Origin of the sequence: Rubrobacter aplysinae, assembly GCF_001029505.1 — a bacterium.
Classification (GTDB): Bacteria; Actinomycetota; Rubrobacteria; order Rubrobacterales; family Rubrobacteraceae; genus Rubrobacter_A; species Rubrobacter_A aplysinae.
This window is the reverse complement of sequence record NZ_LEKH01000008.1, coordinates 58,436-75,321: the sequence shown is the minus strand read 5'-3', so window position 1 is coordinate 75,321 and position 16,886 is coordinate 58,436. Positions and strand designations below refer to the sequence as shown.

Sequence of the window (16,886 nt, the reverse complement as noted above, 5' to 3'; positions counted from 1 at the left end):
TAGCTGATGGCGGAAGGGCAGCCGCGCCTGTTCGAGGCGGTCCCGAACTTTAGCGAGGGCCGGGACCCTGCAAAGGTGGAGCGCATCGCCGGAAGGGTGCGCGCCGTGCCCGGAGTGCGCGTGCTCGGGCTCACGAGCGACGCGGACCACAACCGGAGCGTGCTCACCCTGGCCGGGGAAGAGGAGCCGCTCCTGGAGGCCGCCACCGCGCTTGCCCGGGCCTGCGCCGAAGAGATAGACCTCTCCACCCAGACCGGCGAGCACCCTCGGGTCGGCTCGCTGGACGTGCTGCCCTTCGTGCCGCTCGAAGGCGCGACGCTGGAGGATGCGGCCCGGCTCGCCAGACGGGCCGGGGAGAGGATCGGCGGGCTCGGCTTCGGCGTGTACCTGTACGAGTCGGCCGCCACCGCCCCGCACCGTCGTAACCTGGCCGAGATCCGGCGCGGTGGCTACGAGGGTCTCGCGGCCCGTGCCGGGGAAGAGGGCTGGAGGCCGGACTACGGCCCTGCCGAACTGAATCCCGCGCTCGGCGCCGTCGTCGTCGGGGCCAGGCCGTTTCTCGTCGCCTACAACGCTTTTCTCGACACCGCCGACGTGGGGGTGGCGCGGGACATTGCGGCCCGCCTGCGCGAACGCGACGGTGGGATGCTCGGGGTCAAGGCGATCGGCCTCCCGGTCGCCGGAAAGGCCCAGGTCTCGATGAACCTCGTGGACCTCTCCAAGACCTCGCTCCCGACCGCCGTAGAGCGCGTGCGGGAGCTCGCCGCCGAGCGCGGGGCGCGGGTTGAGTCTACAGAGCTCATAGGGCTCATGCCCCTGGAGGCGCTGCTCCAGACGGCCCGCCACCATCTCGCGCTCCCCGCTCTGGAGCCCGGGGACGTGCTGGAGTACCGGATGCGCCTCCCCGACCGTCCCTCCGGAACTACCTCCGGGGAGTAGCGTAAGACGGTAACCAAAACGGTGGCGTAAACGTTCGAGGGCGTTCATCAGGTTACTGATCCCCCGCATTCCGCGTAACGTATAGACGTTGCGGGTACGTTAGGGGAGCAAGCGGGGACGGTCTCATTGCTCCAGTAATATCTACCACACCCGAGGTGTACGTCCCCGATTACGGTGGAAGACATCGTGCATGACCGTTTTGCGTGGAGGATCGCCGGTTTTATGCTCTATAGAGCTCGCAGAATTAATGTGAAAAGCCTCTCGACGCGTGCCGCGGCGTGCCCTCTGGGCTGGCTAGAGTCCGGCGGGCGTCGTGAGTAGAGAGCTTGAGAGCGGGGTCTGGGACCTCGTAACGGTCGTTGACGCCAGCGGTATCGTCGTGGCCCAGAGCGCCGGAGCCGAGAGGGTGCTCGGTATCCCGGCCGACGGGATGGTCGGCTGGAGCGTGCTGGACTTTATCCACCCTGAAGACATGGCGGCGGGCGAGAGAGCTTTCCGCGAGTCCACGAGCGAGCCCGGTGCGAGTCTCCCTTTAGAGCTCCGCTGGCTGCGCCGGGACGGCTCCTGGCGCTGGCTGGAGACGGTTTGCACCAGCGCCATATCGGGGTCCGGGGCGACGGAGATAGTGTGTAGCTCGCGGGACGTGACCGGGCGCTTAGAGGCGCGCCGGGCCCTTTTCGAGAGCGAGCGGCGGTTCCGGGCCATCGTGGAAAGCTCTCTCGAGGTAGTCAAGTTGGTCTCCACGACGGGCAAGTTGCTGTACGCGAACCCGGCCTTCAAGGAGGTCTACGGCTACGATCCGGCCGAGTCCGTCGCCGCCGGGATGAACGTCCTGGACTACATTCATCCCGAAGACCTACCCCGGGTCGTAGAAGACACCCGGCGGACACTCGTCAGGTTGGACTCCGGCGAGGCGGTTGGCGAACCGCCGGACGGTCCGGCAGACGACCCGCCAGACAGACCCTTCGGGCATACGACGGAGTATCGTTTCCTGGGGGCCGACGGGTCTTATCGCTGGATAGAGGGCGTCGGGACCTACCTGCTGGACGAGCCCGGCGTGGAGGGCGTGATCGTGCACGCCCGGGACATCACAGAGCGCCGGGAGGCGGAGAGGAGCCTGCGCGAGAGCGAGCAACTGCGGCGGGTCGTCGCCAGCGGGGCGCCCGTGGTCCTGTTTGCCCTGGACTCGGAGGGTGTTTTTACCTTATCCGAGGGTCAGGGGCTCGCGGCGCTCGGAGCCGGACAGAACGAGGTCGTGGGCCATTCGGTCTTCGAGCTGCACCGCGACGAGCCCAGGATACTGGAGAACAACCGGCGGGTGCTGGCGGGCGAGGAGGTCGCGGATACCGTCGAGCACCACGGCTCCTACTTCGAGACTCGCTACTCCCCGTTACTCGGGGAGTCCGGCAGGGTCGAGGGGGCGGTTTGTATCGCCATCGACGTTACCGAGCGCCGGTTGGCCGAGGCCCAGAGCCGGATGAAGGATCGGGCGCTAGAGGCCAGCTCTAACGGGGTGCTGATCACGGATCCCAGCCTGGAAGACAACCCGATAATCTACGTAAACCCCGCCTTCCAGAGGTTGAGTGGCTACGAGCCGGAGGAGATACTCGGGCGCAACTGCCGGATCTTTCAGAGTGAAGACCGGGAGCAGCCGGAGCTAGCCGCCCTGGCCGAGGCCATAGCCGCCGGCCGGGAGTACTCATGCACCATTCGCAACTACAGAAAAGACGGCACCTTTTTCTACAATGAGCTCTACGTCGCCCCCGTCCGGGACGCTGCGGGGAACCTGACGAACTTCGTCGGCATCCAGAACGACGTGACCGAACGCCGGATGCTCGAAGAGGAGCTTTCTTACCGGGCCTTTCACGACTCTCTGACGGAGCTGCCCAACCGGAGCCTCTTTATGGACAGGCTGGATAATGCCCTGGCCCGCGCCAGCCGTCGCGAGGAGCCCGTCTCCGTACTCTTCATGGACCTGGATGACTTCAAGAAGATCAACGACAGTAGCGGCCACGAGGCCGGAGACAGGCTTCTCAGGGCAGTCGCCGGACGCCTGAGCGAGTGTTTGAGGCCGGGAGACACCATCTGCCGGCTGGGCGGAGACGAGTTCGTCCTGATGCTGGAAAACACCGGCGAGACCGAGAGCGCGGCCCTATCGGAGAGGATTATCGGAGCTTTGCAGGGGCCGCTGGATCTCGGGGAGGATGCCGGGCGGGCCTCGATCACGGTCAGCCTCGGGGTCGCCGTGGTCCCGCCAGGCCGCGCCCAGAAGTATCTCCCGGAGAATCTGTTGAGTGAGGCCGACGCCGCGATGTACAGGGTCAAATATCGGAGCAAGGCGGGGTATGAGGTCTCCGTGCTCGGCGAGCCGGACCCTACGACGCCAGCGTAACGCCGACTACCTAACCGGCGCTTAATTTCCAGAGAAGCGCCGGAGTCTGATACCGTGGGTTACCGTAGGTAACAAGGTTTATAGGTAACAAGGTTTAGTGTGGATCACCAGGGAGGCTGGATGCCGGATACGCCGGATACAGACAGGGGACTCAACATGCTGACGGCGGCCATACAGATGTCGTCCACCCCGGACAAGGAAGAGAACAAGGCGACCGCGGAGGCCCTGATCCGGTCCGCCGCCGCCTCCGGTGCGCGGCTCATCGCCCTCCCCGAGTTGTGGAGCTGTCACGGCCTCGAAAATGCCTACCTGGAGGCCGCCGAGCCGGTCCCCGGACCCACGACCGACTTCCTCGGCGGTCTTGCCCGAGAGCTTGGCGTGTACCTCCTCGGGGGCTCGATCCTGGAGAGCGTCGGCGGCTCGGAGAAGATGTACAACACTTCCACGTTCTTCGCTCCTTCCGGCGCGTTGACCGCCGTGTACCGCAAGGTCCACCTCTTTGACGTGAAGGCCCCGGACCGGGAGTATCTTGAAAGCGCCTCTATGGCCCCCGGCTCGGAGGTGGTGACGGCGGACGCCGGAGGCGCGAGGCTCGGGCTCTCCGTCTGCTACGACGTGCGCTTCCCGGAGCTTTACCGCTCGCTCGCGCTGGACGGGGCGGAGGCGCTGGCGGTACCGGCGGCTTTCACCCTCCAGACCGGCAAGGACCACTGGGAGCTACTGCTCCGCGCCCGGGCCGTCGAGAACCAAGCGTACGTGATCGCCCCGGCCCAGTGGGGACAGAAGGCCGACGGTCGCTGGACCTACGGGCGGTCCATGATCGTGGACCCCTGGGGTACGGTGCTCGCCACCTGCCCGGACCGCGACGGCTACGCCCTCGCGGACCTCGACATCGAATACCTGCGGCGCTTCCGCACCGAGTTCCCCTCGCTCCTGAACCGCCGCCCGGAGGCGTACCCCGGCGGGGCCTAACCCCGCGGCTACGTCACGAGCCCCAGAATAGCCAGTATCCCGACGCAGACGGTCACCGGCGGCAGGGCGGAGCGTACGATCTCACCCTCCCGACCTACCAGTCCCGTTGCCGTGGCGGCCAGCACGACGCGCTGGGGCGCCAGCATGCTCGCCTGACTCCCCGCGACGTTCTGCACGGCGGCCACGAGCCCGACCGGCTCTCCGAGGGCGCGGGCCGACTCCGCCTGCAGAGGCATGAAGAGCGCGTTCGAGGCGGCGTTCGATCCGGCTAAAGCCCCGCCGAGCGCCCCGAACACCGGGGCCGCGAGCGGATACAACGGGCCCAGCGAGGCCGCGCCCGAGGCCAGCACTCCCGCCGCCCCGGAGGCGGCGACCACCTGACCGGCCAGAACGAAGGTCAGCACCGCTCCCGCCGTCGGCAGCCACTGCACCAGGGTGCCCCTCAGCGCCCGTAGCGCCCGATCCGGGCCAACACCCAGCAGCATTGCGGCGAACGCCCCGGAGAGTATGAGCGGGGTCCCGGGCCCGGCGAGTACGGGCCCCATCCGCTCCAGGTACCCTGCTGCGGGACCGGCGCTAACCGCCGCGAGCAGCGCGACCAGCAGAGCGTAGGGCAGGAGCGGCCGGACCGGCGGCGCGACGCCCGTGAGCCTGGCCCGCCGCCGGGCCACGAACAAGGCGGCGGCGCAGATTCCCCCGGCCGCGCCGGAGAGCTCCGGCACGAGAAAAAGGCTGTTGACCAGCGTGGCGACCCCCGCCACGCCTCCGAGCACCGCCGCCTCGGGCCACGCCCGGCGCAGCCCGCCTTTACCGCCCGCGAGCAGGGCCGCCGAGACGGCGAAGACCACGAACAGCGGCAGGCTCAGGAACGCGCTCGCGTCGGATAGCTCCCCGAAGGTCATCCCCGCGAGATCCGCCCCGATCACGGTCCCCACCCCGAGCGCGCCCCAGGGCACGGCGCACTGCCCCCAGCTCGCGAGCACCGCCGCCCGCAACGGCGAAAACCCGGCCGCCAGCAGTATCGGGGCGCTGATAACCACCGCGACCCCGAAGCCGGTGACCGACTCGAAAAAAGGCCCGACCCCGACCACCACCAGCACCGCCAGCCGCACCCCGTCCGGCTCCAGCCTCCCCAGATACCGCGAGACCTCGTCCACGGCCCCGCCCGCGCGGAGCAGGTTGTAGAGCAGCAACCCGCCAAAGAGCACGTACAGTACCCGCATAGACGTGTACCCCCCGTCGGCGAGAGCCCCGACCATCGCCCGGAGGAACTCGCCGCCCCCCGGCCCGGACCACAGATACACCCCGGCCAACGCCGCCAGAACCGCCGCCGCCAGCGTCGCGACGCCGGAGAGCGTGGCCGAGCGCCGCAGCCCGACGAGAACGACGCCCGCCACCACGAAAGGCGCGGCCGCAACAGATAGCCGGAGAATATCTACCATGATAGAATAACTTCTACCAAATGCAGGAAGAGACTACAAGCGGTGCAGTGAGCGGCGGGGCGGCGGAGGCCGTGTCCTCCGAGAGGCTCGGGGGGAGGGTAAAGGCCCTGCGGCGGGAGGCCGGGCTTACCCTGGACGGGCTCGCGGAGAGGGCCGGGGTAAGCCGGGCCATGTTATCCAAGCTGGAGCGAGGCGAGAAGAACCCGACGCTCGTGGTGGCGGCCCGGGTCGCCGAGGGGCTGGGCGTTACCCTGACACGGCTCATAGAGACGGAAGAGCGTGGGGCCGTGGTCGTGATCCCACGTGGGGGGAGGCGGGTAATGCGCGACCCGCAGACGGGGTTCGAGCGGCAGGCGATCTCACCGAGCACCGCCGGGAGCGGCGTAGAGCTCGTGTACAACGTGATACCGGTGGGCTCGACCTCCGGTGAGTTCCCGCCGCACCGCAAAGGGGTCGAGGAGCACGTCGTGGTCGAGCGGGGACGGTTGAGGGCGGTGCTCGGCGGCGAGGAGCACGTGCTCGAAGCGGGAGACGCGGTCTACTTCGAGGCCGACGTGCCGCACCGCTTCGATAACGCGGGCGAAGGAGAGTGTGGGTACTATCTCGTGATCCACACTGGCGGCGCGTGATCCTCGGCTCGGCCGGAGAACGGCACAAGGCCCACTGTGATCTCCGCTTACAGGGTGTACTCGCCCGTGGCGAGCTGGGAGAGCACCCTGTCGCGCTGTGTTTCCACCGAGGTCTCCCGGCTCGGGTACAGCTCTCCGAGCGGGGTTAGCAGGTCCGTGGCGGCCTCCGGGACGTCCGTGGCCGCGGGCACCGTTCTGCGGGAGCCGTCCGGCATGTTTAGTAGCCGCTTGCGGCCGCCGCGCTTGCCGCGCTTGGAGCGATCCTCGCCGGCGACCTCGACGATGTCCAGGGAGTAGTCGACCATCGGCGCGGAGGCTATCGCGCCGCCGACCCCGTAGGCGTCGCAGATCGGATTCAGGTGGAGGATGTCGTCCACGCCGATGCCGCCGGAGGCGAACATGCCGACGTGGCCGTAGCCGTGGCGGTCGAGCTCCCAGCGCACCTCCTGCATCAGGTCCCGGAAGTCTCCCCGGCGGTTGCCCGGCGTGTCCAGGCGCACGGCGGAGATGGAGTCCGGTATGGCGTCGGCGGCTATCAGCGCGCCGAACTTCTCGTCGTCGTAGGTGTCTATGAGGATGGTGCGCGCCACGGAGGCGTGTATCGCCTCGTCGAAGGCCCGGGCGGCCTCGGCGGTCGAGCCCAGGACGAGGGCGAGCGCGTGCGGTACGGTGCCGGTCGCGGGGATGCCCAGACGTCTGGCGGCGAGGTCCACGGCCACCCCGTCGCAGCCGCCGAGATAGGCGGCGCGCTCGATCATGGGCGTGATCGCGGGGTGCATCCGGCGCGCCCCGAAGGAGGTCACCGGGCGGTCTCCGGCGGCGAGCTTGCAGCGGGCCGCGCCGGTCGCCACCCCCGAGGCCTGGCACAGAAAGCCCAGGATCGCCGTCTCGTGCTCGGCGAAGGCTCCGTAGGGACCGGAGAGGGTCAGGACGGGCTCGTAGGGCCGGCAGACGGTGCCCTCCGGCGCGGCCCGGACTTCCACCTCGTCCTCATCCTCGAAAAGCCGCGCCACCTCGTCGAGGCCGGCGAGCACGAACCAGGCGTCGGGGTCGCTGGTCTTGAGGCTTACCTCGGCGTGGGTCTCCACGTCCGCAAGTCCCCGGGACCCGAGCACCTCCATCGTGCGGTGAAAGTACACGTCCGCGACGTTACCCTCCATTATCTCCTCGTCGGAGGCGGTGTTGAAGCGCGGTCGCGGCGTCTGTCCGGCATCCTCTGTCGGCAATCTGGCTCCTTCTCGGTTAAACGCCGGGCGTGTGCCTCCGGCTGTGGGTATGATAGCCAACTATGGAAGACAACGAGACAGTGGGCGCAACACGCTTCGCCGCCGCGGCGGGCACCCCGTACGCCGCCGGGGCAGCCACCGAGATCTACCACGCCGGGGGCAACGCAGCCGACGCCGCCGTTGCCGCCGCAGCCGCCGTAGGCGTGACCGAGCCCCTGATGAGCTCCATCGGCGGCGGCGGGTTCGCGTTGGTCCGCCCGCCGGGCGGCGTTGGGAAAAGAGCGGAGCTCGTAGACTACTACGACGCGATGCCCGGCAAGGGGCTGCCGCAGGAGAGGTTCGGTTCGGGCGGCTGGGCGGAGACAAAGATCCTGAAGTACGGCGCCGGGATAAGATCCACCGTCGGCGCCGCCTCCTGCGCCGTGCCGGGGGCCCTGCGGGGCTGGGAGACGCTGCTACGGCGCCACGGCAGGCTCACTCTGAGGGAGACGCTCGCGCCCGCGACCCGGCTCGCCCGTGAGGGGTTCTACCTGTGCAGGACGAGCGCCCTGTGGCTCGTGGTTGCCGAGGAGGTGCTGCGGCTTACGGATGAGACCCGCAGGACCTTCTACACCCGGGATTCCGGTAGTGACGGCGGCGAGCGGGTGTACCGTGAGGGCGAGGAGGTGCGCTTCCCGGAGCTCGCCCGGACGCTCGAAGCGGTGGGCGAGAGGGGGGCGGACTACCTGTACCGGGGCGAGCTCGGGCGGCGCGTGTCGGAGTACGTCCTCGGGATGGGCGGCATCATCACCCAGAGGGATCTCGAAGAGTACGAGGCCGTCGTCCGCGAGCCCCTGACCGTCGGGTACGGGCGCGGTGAGATCCACACCAACGGACCGCCGTCCGCCGGAGGGCCGACGCTGGCCCAGATGCTGCGGGTGCTCTCGGGGCAGGAGATCTCCACCCTCCCCGACGAGGACTACGCCGCGCTCGTGGCCGGGGCCATGCGGCTCGCCCTCGCGGATCGGGCCACGGCGTACACCGACGGCGCGGAGAACCTCCGCGTCGCCGGGCGGCTGACCGGCGAGGAATACGCCGAGGCCCAGCGCCGAAAGATATCGGAGGGCTTCGGCTCGCCGCACACCACGCACCTCTCCTGCGTTGACGAGAGCGGCCTCGCCGTCTCCATAACCCAGAGCATGGGCTATGGCTCGGGGCTAGTGGTGCCCGGAACCGGCATCCCGATGGGCAACACGCTCGGAGAGCCGGAGCTGAACCCGCGCGGCTTCCACGCACTTTCGCCGGGCGAGAGGCTTATATCCAGCATGAGCCCGACCGTCGTTTCCTCGGAGGCGGGCGGCATCGTCGCCCTCGGCTCACCCGGCGCATCGCGTATCCCCACCGCCATACTCCAGACGCTGGTCGGAGTCCTGGATCACGATTTGCCGCTGGCCGAGGCTGTGCGGGCGCCACGCTTTCACGCCGAGGATCTGCCGGAGGGTAGCCTCCTCGCGTACGAGGCCGGCTCCCGCGCAGCCTCCGCGACCGCCGGGTACGACCGTATCCTGTCCTACGACGGCCCCGACATGTACTTCGGCGGCGTGAACGCCGTGCGGCTTACCCCCGAGGGCGAGATCGAGGCCGCCGCCGACCCCCGTCGCAGCGGCGGTACGGCTTTCGTCTGAGCCCGGAAATCTAGCGCCGCCAGAAGGCCGGGGTAAGCACGACGAGCAAGGTGAAGAGCTCCAGCCTGCCGAGCAGCATGAAGATGGTCAGCTCGACCTTCGCGACCGCCGGGAGCCCGACGTAGAACGCGGTGTCCCCGACGGGTCCGAGCGCCGTGCCGGTGATGTTCAGGCACGCGAAGACCGCCCCGAATGCCTGCCCGGACGTGGGCACGTAGGGTGAGATCAGGATCGTGCCGATCACCAGGGTCAGGGCGTACAGGAAGAAGAACCCGAGGAACGCCGTGCGTAGCCGCTCCGGGATCACCTGCTGGCCGAGGCGCAGCGGGGTAACGGCCCGGGGGTGGATGATGCGGAACACCTCCTGGGCGGCGTGCCGGGCCAGCAGGATTACGCGCACCACCTTGATCCCGCCGCTCGTCGAGCCGGCGCAGCCTCCTATGGCCATCAGGACCATCAGCACGCTCGCCGAGAGCGGGTCCCAGCTACCCCAGTCGGCGGTTGCGTACCCCGTGCCCGTTAGCAGGCTTGCGCTGTGGAAGACTGCGTCGAGCGCCGCCGCGCCGAAGGTGTCGCGCTCGTTGTTGGTCAGGAGCCCGGTGCCCACCACCACCGCGCCCACGACGAAGAACGTGAAGTAGGCGATTATCTCCCGGTTTCCCGCCACCCGCCGCAGCCGGCCCTGCGCGGCCAGAAAGTAGACCACGAAGCTCGAACCCGAGAGCAGCATGCCGCCCGTTATCGCGAGCTCGACGAGCACGGAGTCGAATGCTCCTATGCCCTCCGAGCGGGTGGAGTAGCCTCCCGTCGCGACGGTCGTGAGGGAATGATTCAGGGCGTCGAAGAGCCCCATACCCGCTACCCAGAGCGCGGCGACCCCGCCCGCGGTCAGGACCAGATATATGTAGGCCAGACCCTTTGCGGTGTCCCGAATCCGCGGGGTGATCCGCTCCCCGACCGGGTCCGGCATCTCCGCGGAGTAGAGTTGGCTCGACCCGAAGCCCACGAGCGGCCCGACCGCGACGAACAGCAAGACGATACCGATGCCGCCGGTCCACTGGGTGAGGCTCCGCCACAGGAGCAGCGCGGGCTCGACCTCCTCGATCTGAACGAGATTCGAGGCCCCGGTGGTCGTGAAGCCCGCCATGGCTTCGAAGTAGGCCTCGACCGGGCTCAGGGTCCCGGACAGGATGTAAGGCAGTGTCCCGACCATCGCCACCCCGAACCAGCTCAGGACCACGATCAGGAACACGTCCCGGATCGAGGTGTACATTGCCCGCGACCGGGGCCGGAGGACGGCGAAGGTGGCGATCCCTATCGTGACCGCCGCCAGGGCGGGGACCAGCAGGATCAGTACGGAGCCGCCCGTGAGCAGGGCGTAGAGGGCGGGCACCAGCATCACGGTCCCGCCGGACGCGACGACTATCCCCACGGCGCTGGCTATGAGGCGGGGATGCATGGGCTCCCCCTACGAAGGGGAAAAGAGCCTCTCTACCTCGTCCACCGCGGCTTCTACGGTAAAGACCACCACGTCGTCGCCCGGCATCAGCACGTCCTCGCCGCCCGGAATTATCACCTCGCCGTTGCGGAGAATCGCGCCCGCTATCACGCCTGGAGGGAAGCGGATCTGGGCGAGCTGCCGGCCCGCTACCCGGCACCTGTCCGGGACCCTGAGCTCGATCATCTCGGCCCCGGTCTCCAGCAGCGTTACCGCGACCACGTCGCCCTCGCGCACGAAGCGCAGAATAGCGCCCGCCGTCAGGAGCCTCGGGGCGATGGGCACGTCCACCCCGAGCGCCTCCGAGAGCGGCGAGAACTCGGCGCGGCTGTTTATGGAGACGGTGGTGCGCGCCCCGAGCTGGCGGGCGTACAGGCTCGCTAGCAGGTTCGCCCGGTCGTCGCCGGTCGCGGCCACGAAGGCGTCCGTCTGGTTCACGCCTTCCTGTAAGAGGAAGTCGCGCGAGACGCCCTCGTCGTGCAGTACCAGGCCCTTTCGCAAGCGGGTCGCGACGTACCGGGCGCGCTCGGCGTCCTTCTCTATGACCTTTACGGAGACGCCGTCGCTCTCCAGCGCCAGCGCCAGACGCAGCCCGATGCGGCCGCCACCGAAGATCATCACCTCGTCTATCTTGCGCGTGTTCTTCGTCACCGCCGCCACGACCTTGTGGATGTGACGCCGCTCGCTGATGAGGAAGATGTGATCCTCCTCCTGTAGCACGGTGTCGCCCTTCGGCACGATGGCGTCGCCCTTGCGCACGACGCCCACGATCAGGCTCCGCTGCGGAAACTTTACCTCCCGGATCGCCCGCCCCACGACCGGTGAGTCGCTCTTGATCGCGACCTCCGCCACCTCGATACTCCGCCCGGCGAAGGTCTCGACGTTGACCGAGCCCGGCACCCGGAGGGCCTCCCGGATCTCCTCGGCGGCGGCGCGTTCGGGGTGGATGACGAAGTCTATCCCCAGTATGTCCGTGGCGAACGGGTCCCTGGTATCGTAGTAGTCGTTGTTTCTTATCCGGGCGACGGTGCGCTCCACGCCCTGGGTCTTGGCGACCACGCAGGCGGTGATGTTCACCTCGTCTGAGTCGGTGACGGCTATGAGGAGATCCGCCCTGCTCGCGCCATTCTCCCGGAGTATCTTCGGGCTCGCGCCGTTGCCCTGGATCACCAGCGCGTCTAGCTGGTCCCCGACCCGCTCCACGAGGCTCTGGCTCTCCTCGATCATCGTGATCTGATGCCCCTCGCGGGAGAGCATGTGGGCCGTGCTGAACCCGACCTCTCCCGCCCCGACTATAAAGACGCGCACGGCGTACTATTCCCCGAAATACCCGAGAGAAGCGGCTGTATAGTCCACGAAGCTCACAAGGCCGATAGTATACGCCTCTCCCGGGCGATCAACGAGGAACAGTGAGCATCAACGAGGAACAGCGAAAAGCCGAAAGAGGGCGCGCCCGGTACACGCGCCCTCTTTCTATACAAAACCCGCCTCGCTCTAGATGAGCTTGGTGAGCTACGTGGCCGAGGAGACTCCGAGGGCGTCGGCGACCAGCTCCGCAACCTCGGAGGGATTCTCGGCGGCCTGGATGCCGGAGCGCCTCAGCGCCTCGCTCTTTGCCTCGGCGGTGGAGTCGCCGCCGGAGACTATCGCCCCGGCGTGGCCCATCGTCTTGCCCTCGGGGGCGGTGAAGCCCGCGATGTAGGCGACCACCGGGGTCTTCATCTCCGACTGGATGTACTCGGCGGCGAGCTGCTCGGCGTTGCCCCCGATCTCGCCGATCATGACCACGCACTCGGTCTGCGGGTCGGCCTCGAACTTCTCCAGAATCTCGACGAAGTTCGTCCCGATGATCGGGTCGCCGCCGATGCCGACCGCCGTGGACTGGCCAATGTCGCGTTGTGTCAGCTCATTGACCACCTGGTAGGTAAGCGTTCCGCTGCGGCTCACGACGCCGACGTTGCCCTGCTTGAAGATGTCCTGGGGCATGATGGAGACGTTTGACTGCTCCGGGGAGATCACACCCGGACAGTTTGGCCCGATAAGCGTGGCGTCCTTGCTCGCGATGTAGCCGGAGACGCGGAGCATATCCTGTACGGGCACGCCCTCGGTGATACAGCAGACCGTCTGTATCCCGGCGTCTAGCGCCTCGAAGATCGCATCCCCCGAGAAGGCGGGCGGCACGAAGATGACGCTGGCGTTGGCCCCGGTCTCGCGGGCGGCCTCGCTCACGGTGTTGAAGATCGGTACGCCCTGCGACTCCTGGCCGCCCTTGCCCGGCGTTACCCCGGCGACGACCTGGGTGCCGCCCTCGACCATACGGCCGGTGTGGAACGCGCCCTCCCGGCCGGTGATGCCCTGAACCACCAGGCGCGTGTTCTCGTCTACGAGTATCGGCAACTCTGCCTCCTCTGGCCTTCTCTGGCTTTATCTAGTTTCTGTTAACGCGTTCCGTTAACCGTGCGCCAGCTCGACGGCCCGCCGGGCCGCGTCGAGCATCGTCGTCTCGGTGTAGACGTTCTGCGGGGTGTTCTCCGCCAGGATGTCACGGCCCTCTTTGGCGTTCGTCCCGTCCAGGCGCACGACTATCGGCAGGTCCAGGTTCGACCGCTCAAGCGCCGTCAAGAGGCCGCGGGCGACCTCGTCGCCGCGGGTGATGCCGCCGAAGATGTTGAACAGGACGCTCTTGACCGCGGTGTTCGAGGTCACGATGTCGAGGGCCTCGGAGATCTTCTCCGCGTCCGCGCCGCCGCCGACGTCGCAGAAGTTCGCCGGCTCGCCGCCGGCCTGCGCCACCACGTCCAGAGTTGACATAACGAGCCCGGCCCCGTTGCCGAGGATACCGACGTCGCCTTCGAGCTTGACGTATTGCAGGCCGACCTCCTGGGCCCGCTGCTCGCCTGGATCGGCCGAGCGCGTGTCCTCCTCGGATACCAGGTCCTGATGCCGGAAGAGGCTGGAGTTGTCTATGGTCACCTTGGAGTCCAGGGTGAGCATCTCGCCAGACTTGGTGGTGACGAGCGGGTTGATCTCGACGAGGCTCGCGTCCGACTCCTGGAAGGCCCGGTACAGGTCGGAGATGACCTTGCTAACGCCCTTTGCGGTGTCGCCCGAGAGGCCGCTGGAGAAGACTACCTCCCGCTGCTCGTAGGGCACGAGGCCCACGAGCGGGTCCACGTGCTGGCGCACTATCGCCTCGGGGTTACGGTCGGCGACCTCCTCGATCTCCACGCCACCCTCGGTGGAGAACAGGATCAGGGGCTTCTTCTCGGAGCGGTCCACCATTATGGAGAGGTACATCTCGCTCTCGATGTCCGCGCCGCCCTCGACGAGCACCTTGTTTACGGTGTGGCCCTTGATGTCCATACCGAGAATCTGCTCTGCGGCCTTCTCGGCCTCCTCGGGGCTATCCACCACCTTTATACCGCCAGCCTTGCCCCGCCCGCCGACGAGTACCTGGGCCTTGACCGCGACGGTGCCGCCTATATTCTGTGCCGCCTCCTTCGCCTCGGCGGGCGTGGTTGCCACCATCCCGTCGAGCGTCTTCAGCCCGAAGCTCCTCAGGAGCTCTTTACCCTGATGTTCGTAGAGATCCAACTTACCAGCTCCCCGCGTATCTAGTCTTCTAACAGTCCCGACAGAGCCTCCAGAGGTCCAGAGGGACCGTCCATGCCGGTGGATGATTATACAGAGGTGCGGTACAGAGGTGTAGGCGGAGCTTGCGCCGTTATACTGCCCGCGATGCGTCGCTCCGAGTTACCCCACGGGCTACCCTATGTACTCTCCGGGCTCCAGTGGCCTTGACGGGGACCGTGCTGAACGTGGCGACCGTCCTCGTGTGCGGCGGACTCGGGACTCTGGCGGGTGCGCGCCTGCCGGAGGGTATGCGGCAAACCGCGCTGCACGCCATCGGCATCGTTACGCTGCTGGTCGGGGTCTCCAACTTTCTGGAGCACGATAACCCTCTAGTGCCGCTGGTTAGCGTGGTCGCCGGGCTCATCGTGGGCGAGGCTATCGGGATAGACCGGGGCCTCAAACGGTTCGGGGATTATCTGGAGCGGCGGCTGTCCGGGGGCGGAAGCCCGGTCAGCCGGGCGTTCGTGACCACGAGCCTGCTCTTCTGTGTCGGGCCGCTCACCGTGCTCGGTTCCATCGAGGCCGGGATAACGGGAGATTTCAGCCTGCTCGCCCTCAAGAGTACCCTCGACGGCATCGCGGCGCTCTCCTTTGCGGCGGTGCTCGGATGGGGGGTGTTGCTGTCGGCGGGCACGGTGCTCGTGGTGCAAGGCTCGATCACGCTCGGCGCCGGGCTGCTCGAAGGGGCGGTTACCGGGGCCATGATCTCGGCCACCACCGCCACCGGCGGCGTCCTCATCTTCGGCCTCGGGCTCGGGCTCCTGGAGCTGCGCGAGGTCCGGGTGGCCAACATGCTACCGGCCCTGTTGTTCGCCCCAGTTCTGGTAGCGGCGGCCCCGCTCTGGCCCTTTTAGAGGCTTTAGAATCCTCTGGAGGCTCTGCGTAAGCTCCTTATAAGCTCTTGTTAGTAATTTAGTAACATAGCGGGGCCGGTCTAGAGGCCGGAAAAGACCGGGCGGAGGGCGACGAGTCGAAGGGAGCCGCAAACGTGACGATATTCCCGGGCATGATACTGGTGGCGACGGACGGTAACCGCAGCTCGGAGTCCGCGGTCCTCGCCGCGGCGGAGTTGTCGGAGAAGACGGGGGCCGAGATACACCTGATCTACGTCGGAGAGGAGATAACCGAGACCTCCACTCCCAGGAGTCAGGGCTCCGACGCGGATGTCGGGAAGAAGGCCCAGGATCTTCTACAGGAGAAAAGCCAGACCATAGACTCTGCCGGGGGCAGCGTCGGGCGGTCCAGCGTGGTACCCGGCAAGAACCCGGCCCGGGAGATAGTAAAACTTACCCGGGATGAGGGCGTCGGAATGGTGGTGGTGGGGAGCAGGGGGCTCGGGCCTCTGCAGTACGCCCTTCGGGGCAGCGTCTCCACGTACGTCGTGCGCGAAGCCTTCTGCCCGGTGCTGGTGGTCCGTGGAGATTAGTCGCCCCGGGACTTGTAGAGGCCCGGCGGGCATGGTGTGTACCGTTAGCGGGCCGTTCGAAAGAGAGGAAGTAAGGCTTTGACAGAGGAACCTTTGACAGAGGAATCCCGGAACTGGCAGGGGACGCCGCTGGATATGGGGGAGAATCTGGACCCCCACGGAATACGAGAACTCTGCATAGAGTACGACACCGGGGACGAGGATATATTCAGGCCCCGGCTGCGCCGGGAGTTCGGCTCCTACGAGCTGCAGCAGGCCTCCGCCTACCTCGAAACCATAGTGTACCGGTTGAGCAGCGAGTAGACGCGGCCAGCAGAAGAGTAAGACGAGAAAAAGGGGGTAGCGGATGCACGGCATAGAGCGTAGCCGCAGGCTGACAGAGGGCGGTCCACCTCCCCAGGGAGCCGGGGTCAAACGCATAGTGTTGCGCTACTCGGACGGCCGCGAGTACGTCTTCCTGCCCGAAGGCGGCCGACGAGGGTTTAGCGGGGACGACGCGCTGCAGATGGCCGAGATCCTTGACATGGCCTCCGGCCGCTCCGAGTGGGCCGAGGTCACCGAGCAGAGCGGCTTCTAGCAACCGCGGGCCGAAGAAGAGGCCCTGAAAAGGCTCTGGAAAGTCTGGGGGTTTTGGGATTGTTGCAAAAGATTCACCATCTGGGTTACGCGGTCCGGAGCCTCGAAGACGCCGCGGACTTCTACCAGGAGCACTTCGGCGCAAAGGCAAGCGAGCCCGAAGAGGTCTCCGATCAGGGCATCCGTACCGTGATGTTCGGCGTCGGCGAGTCCCGGATAGAGCTCCTGGAGCCCACCGGCCCGGATACGCCGGTTGGCAAGTTCCTCGACAAGAACGGAGAAGGGTTCCACCACGTGGCTTTCGAGGTGGAAGACCTGTCTCGCGTGCTAGAGGATCTCACCCTTGAGGGAGTGGACCTCATAGACGAGGAGCCCCGGATAGGAGCCGGAGGGGTCCGTATGGCGTTTATCCACCCCAGAGGAGCCTTCGGCGTCCTGACCGAGCTCTGCGAGCATCCCGCGACCAACCCCCAAGAGGGAGAAGAATAA

16 protein-coding genes are annotated in these 16,886 nt (G+C 67.3%); 10 read left to right on the top strand and 6 right to left on the bottom strand.

Features of this window, described 5'->3' with window-relative positions:
* The first annotated feature begins 6 nt into the window (after positions 1-6).
* From ftcD to ABD53_RS09670, 3 genes are all read left to right on the top strand, one after another.
* Positions 7-939 (top strand): glutamate formimidoyltransferase, encoded by a 933-nt coding sequence (gene ftcD / locus ABD53_RS09680; RefSeq protein ID WP_047865580.1) that lies wholly within the window; start codon positions 7-9, stop codon positions 937-939.
* 313 nt (positions 940-1,252) lie between these two features.
* Positions 1,253-3,331, top strand: coding sequence for a sensor domain-containing protein (locus tag ABD53_RS15950; protein ID WP_053057889.1), 2,079 nt, complete (start codon positions 1,253-1,255; stop codon positions 3,329-3,331).
* 120 nt (positions 3,332-3,451) lie between these two features.
* On the top strand, positions 3,452-4,303 hold the full coding sequence (locus ABD53_RS09670; protein ID WP_235401509.1) for a carbon-nitrogen hydrolase family protein: 852 nt from the start codon (positions 3,452-3,454) through the stop codon (positions 4,301-4,303).
* A gap of 8 nt (positions 4,304-4,311) precedes the next feature.
* On the opposite strand, the gene ABD53_RS09665 is transcribed toward ABD53_RS09670, so the two are convergent.
* Complete coding sequence (locus ABD53_RS09665) at positions 4,312-5,745, bottom strand: L-lactate permease (RefSeq protein WP_084709484.1); 1,434 nt, start codon at positions 5,743-5,745, stop codon at positions 4,312-4,314.
* Positions 5,746-5,765: 20 nt separating this feature from the next.
* On the opposite strand from ABD53_RS09665, the gene ABD53_RS09660 reads away from it, so the two are divergent.
* Positions 5,766-6,374, top strand: coding sequence for a helix-turn-helix domain-containing protein (locus tag ABD53_RS09660; RefSeq protein WP_047865579.1), 609 nt, complete (start codon positions 5,766-5,768; stop codon positions 6,372-6,374).
* Between the two features lie 47 nt (positions 6,375-6,421).
* On the opposite strand, the gene ABD53_RS09655 is transcribed toward ABD53_RS09660, so the two are convergent.
* Positions 6,422-7,600 (bottom strand): nicotinate phosphoribosyltransferase, encoded by a 1,179-nt coding sequence (locus ABD53_RS09655; protein WP_235401507.1) that lies wholly within the window; start codon positions 7,598-7,600, stop codon positions 6,422-6,424.
* Positions 7,601-7,662: 62 nt separating this feature from the next.
* Here ABD53_RS09655 and ABD53_RS09650 point away from each other — a divergent pair, with 62 nt between their 5' ends.
* Complete coding sequence (locus ABD53_RS09650; RefSeq protein ID WP_047865578.1) at positions 7,663-9,264, top strand: gamma-glutamyltransferase family protein; 1,602 nt, start codon at positions 7,663-7,665, stop codon at positions 9,262-9,264.
* A gap of 10 nt (positions 9,265-9,274) precedes the next feature.
* Here ABD53_RS09650 and ABD53_RS09645 read toward each other — a convergent pair whose 3' ends face one another.
* The 4 genes from ABD53_RS09645 to sucC form a co-directional block, all read right to left on the bottom strand.
* The gene (locus ABD53_RS09645) at positions 9,275-10,723 is read right to left on the bottom strand and encodes a TrkH family potassium uptake protein (RefSeq protein ID WP_047865577.1); all 1,449 of its coding nucleotides are present in this window, start codon (positions 10,721-10,723) and stop codon (positions 9,275-9,277) included.
* Positions 10,724-10,732: 9 nt separating this feature from the next.
* Entirely contained in the window at positions 10,733-12,070 is a 1,338-nt protein-coding gene (trkA, locus tag ABD53_RS09640; protein ID WP_047865576.1) for a Trk system potassium transporter TrkA, read from the bottom strand.
* Positions 12,071-12,274: 204 nt separating this feature from the next.
* A complete protein-coding gene (gene sucD / locus ABD53_RS09635; protein WP_047865575.1) occupies positions 12,275-13,159 on the bottom strand; it encodes a succinate--CoA ligase subunit alpha in 885 nt (294 codons plus the stop codon).
* A 54-nt stretch (positions 13,160-13,213) separates the two neighbouring features.
* Positions 13,214-14,356: an ADP-forming succinate--CoA ligase subunit beta gene (sucC, locus tag ABD53_RS09630; protein ID WP_047865574.1), complete on the bottom strand. Its 1,143-nt coding sequence runs from the start codon at positions 14,354-14,356 to the stop codon at positions 13,214-13,216.
* 203 nt (positions 14,357-14,559) lie between these two features.
* On the opposite strand from sucC, the gene ABD53_RS09625 reads away from it, so the two are divergent.
* From ABD53_RS09625 to mce, 5 genes are all read left to right on the top strand, one after another.
* Complete coding sequence (locus tag ABD53_RS09625) at positions 14,560-15,249, top strand: DUF554 domain-containing protein (RefSeq protein ID WP_047865573.1); 690 nt, start codon at positions 14,560-14,562, stop codon at positions 15,247-15,249.
* A gap of 134 nt (positions 15,250-15,383) precedes the next feature.
* A complete protein-coding gene (locus ABD53_RS09620) occupies positions 15,384-15,821 on the top strand; it encodes a universal stress protein (RefSeq protein ID WP_047865572.1) in 438 nt (145 codons plus the stop codon).
* A 93-nt stretch (positions 15,822-15,914) separates the two neighbouring features.
* Entirely contained in the window at positions 15,915-16,124 is a 210-nt protein-coding gene (locus ABD53_RS09615) for a hypothetical protein (protein ID WP_047865571.1), read from the top strand.
* A gap of 43 nt (positions 16,125-16,167) precedes the next feature.
* The gene (locus tag ABD53_RS16980) at positions 16,168-16,398 is read left to right on the top strand and encodes a hypothetical protein (protein WP_152670715.1); all 231 of its coding nucleotides are present in this window, start codon (positions 16,168-16,170) and stop codon (positions 16,396-16,398) included.
* Between the two features lie 62 nt (positions 16,399-16,460).
* On the top strand, positions 16,461-16,886 hold the full coding sequence (gene mce, locus ABD53_RS09610) for a methylmalonyl-CoA epimerase (RefSeq protein ID WP_047865636.1): 426 nt from the start codon (positions 16,461-16,463) through the stop codon (positions 16,884-16,886).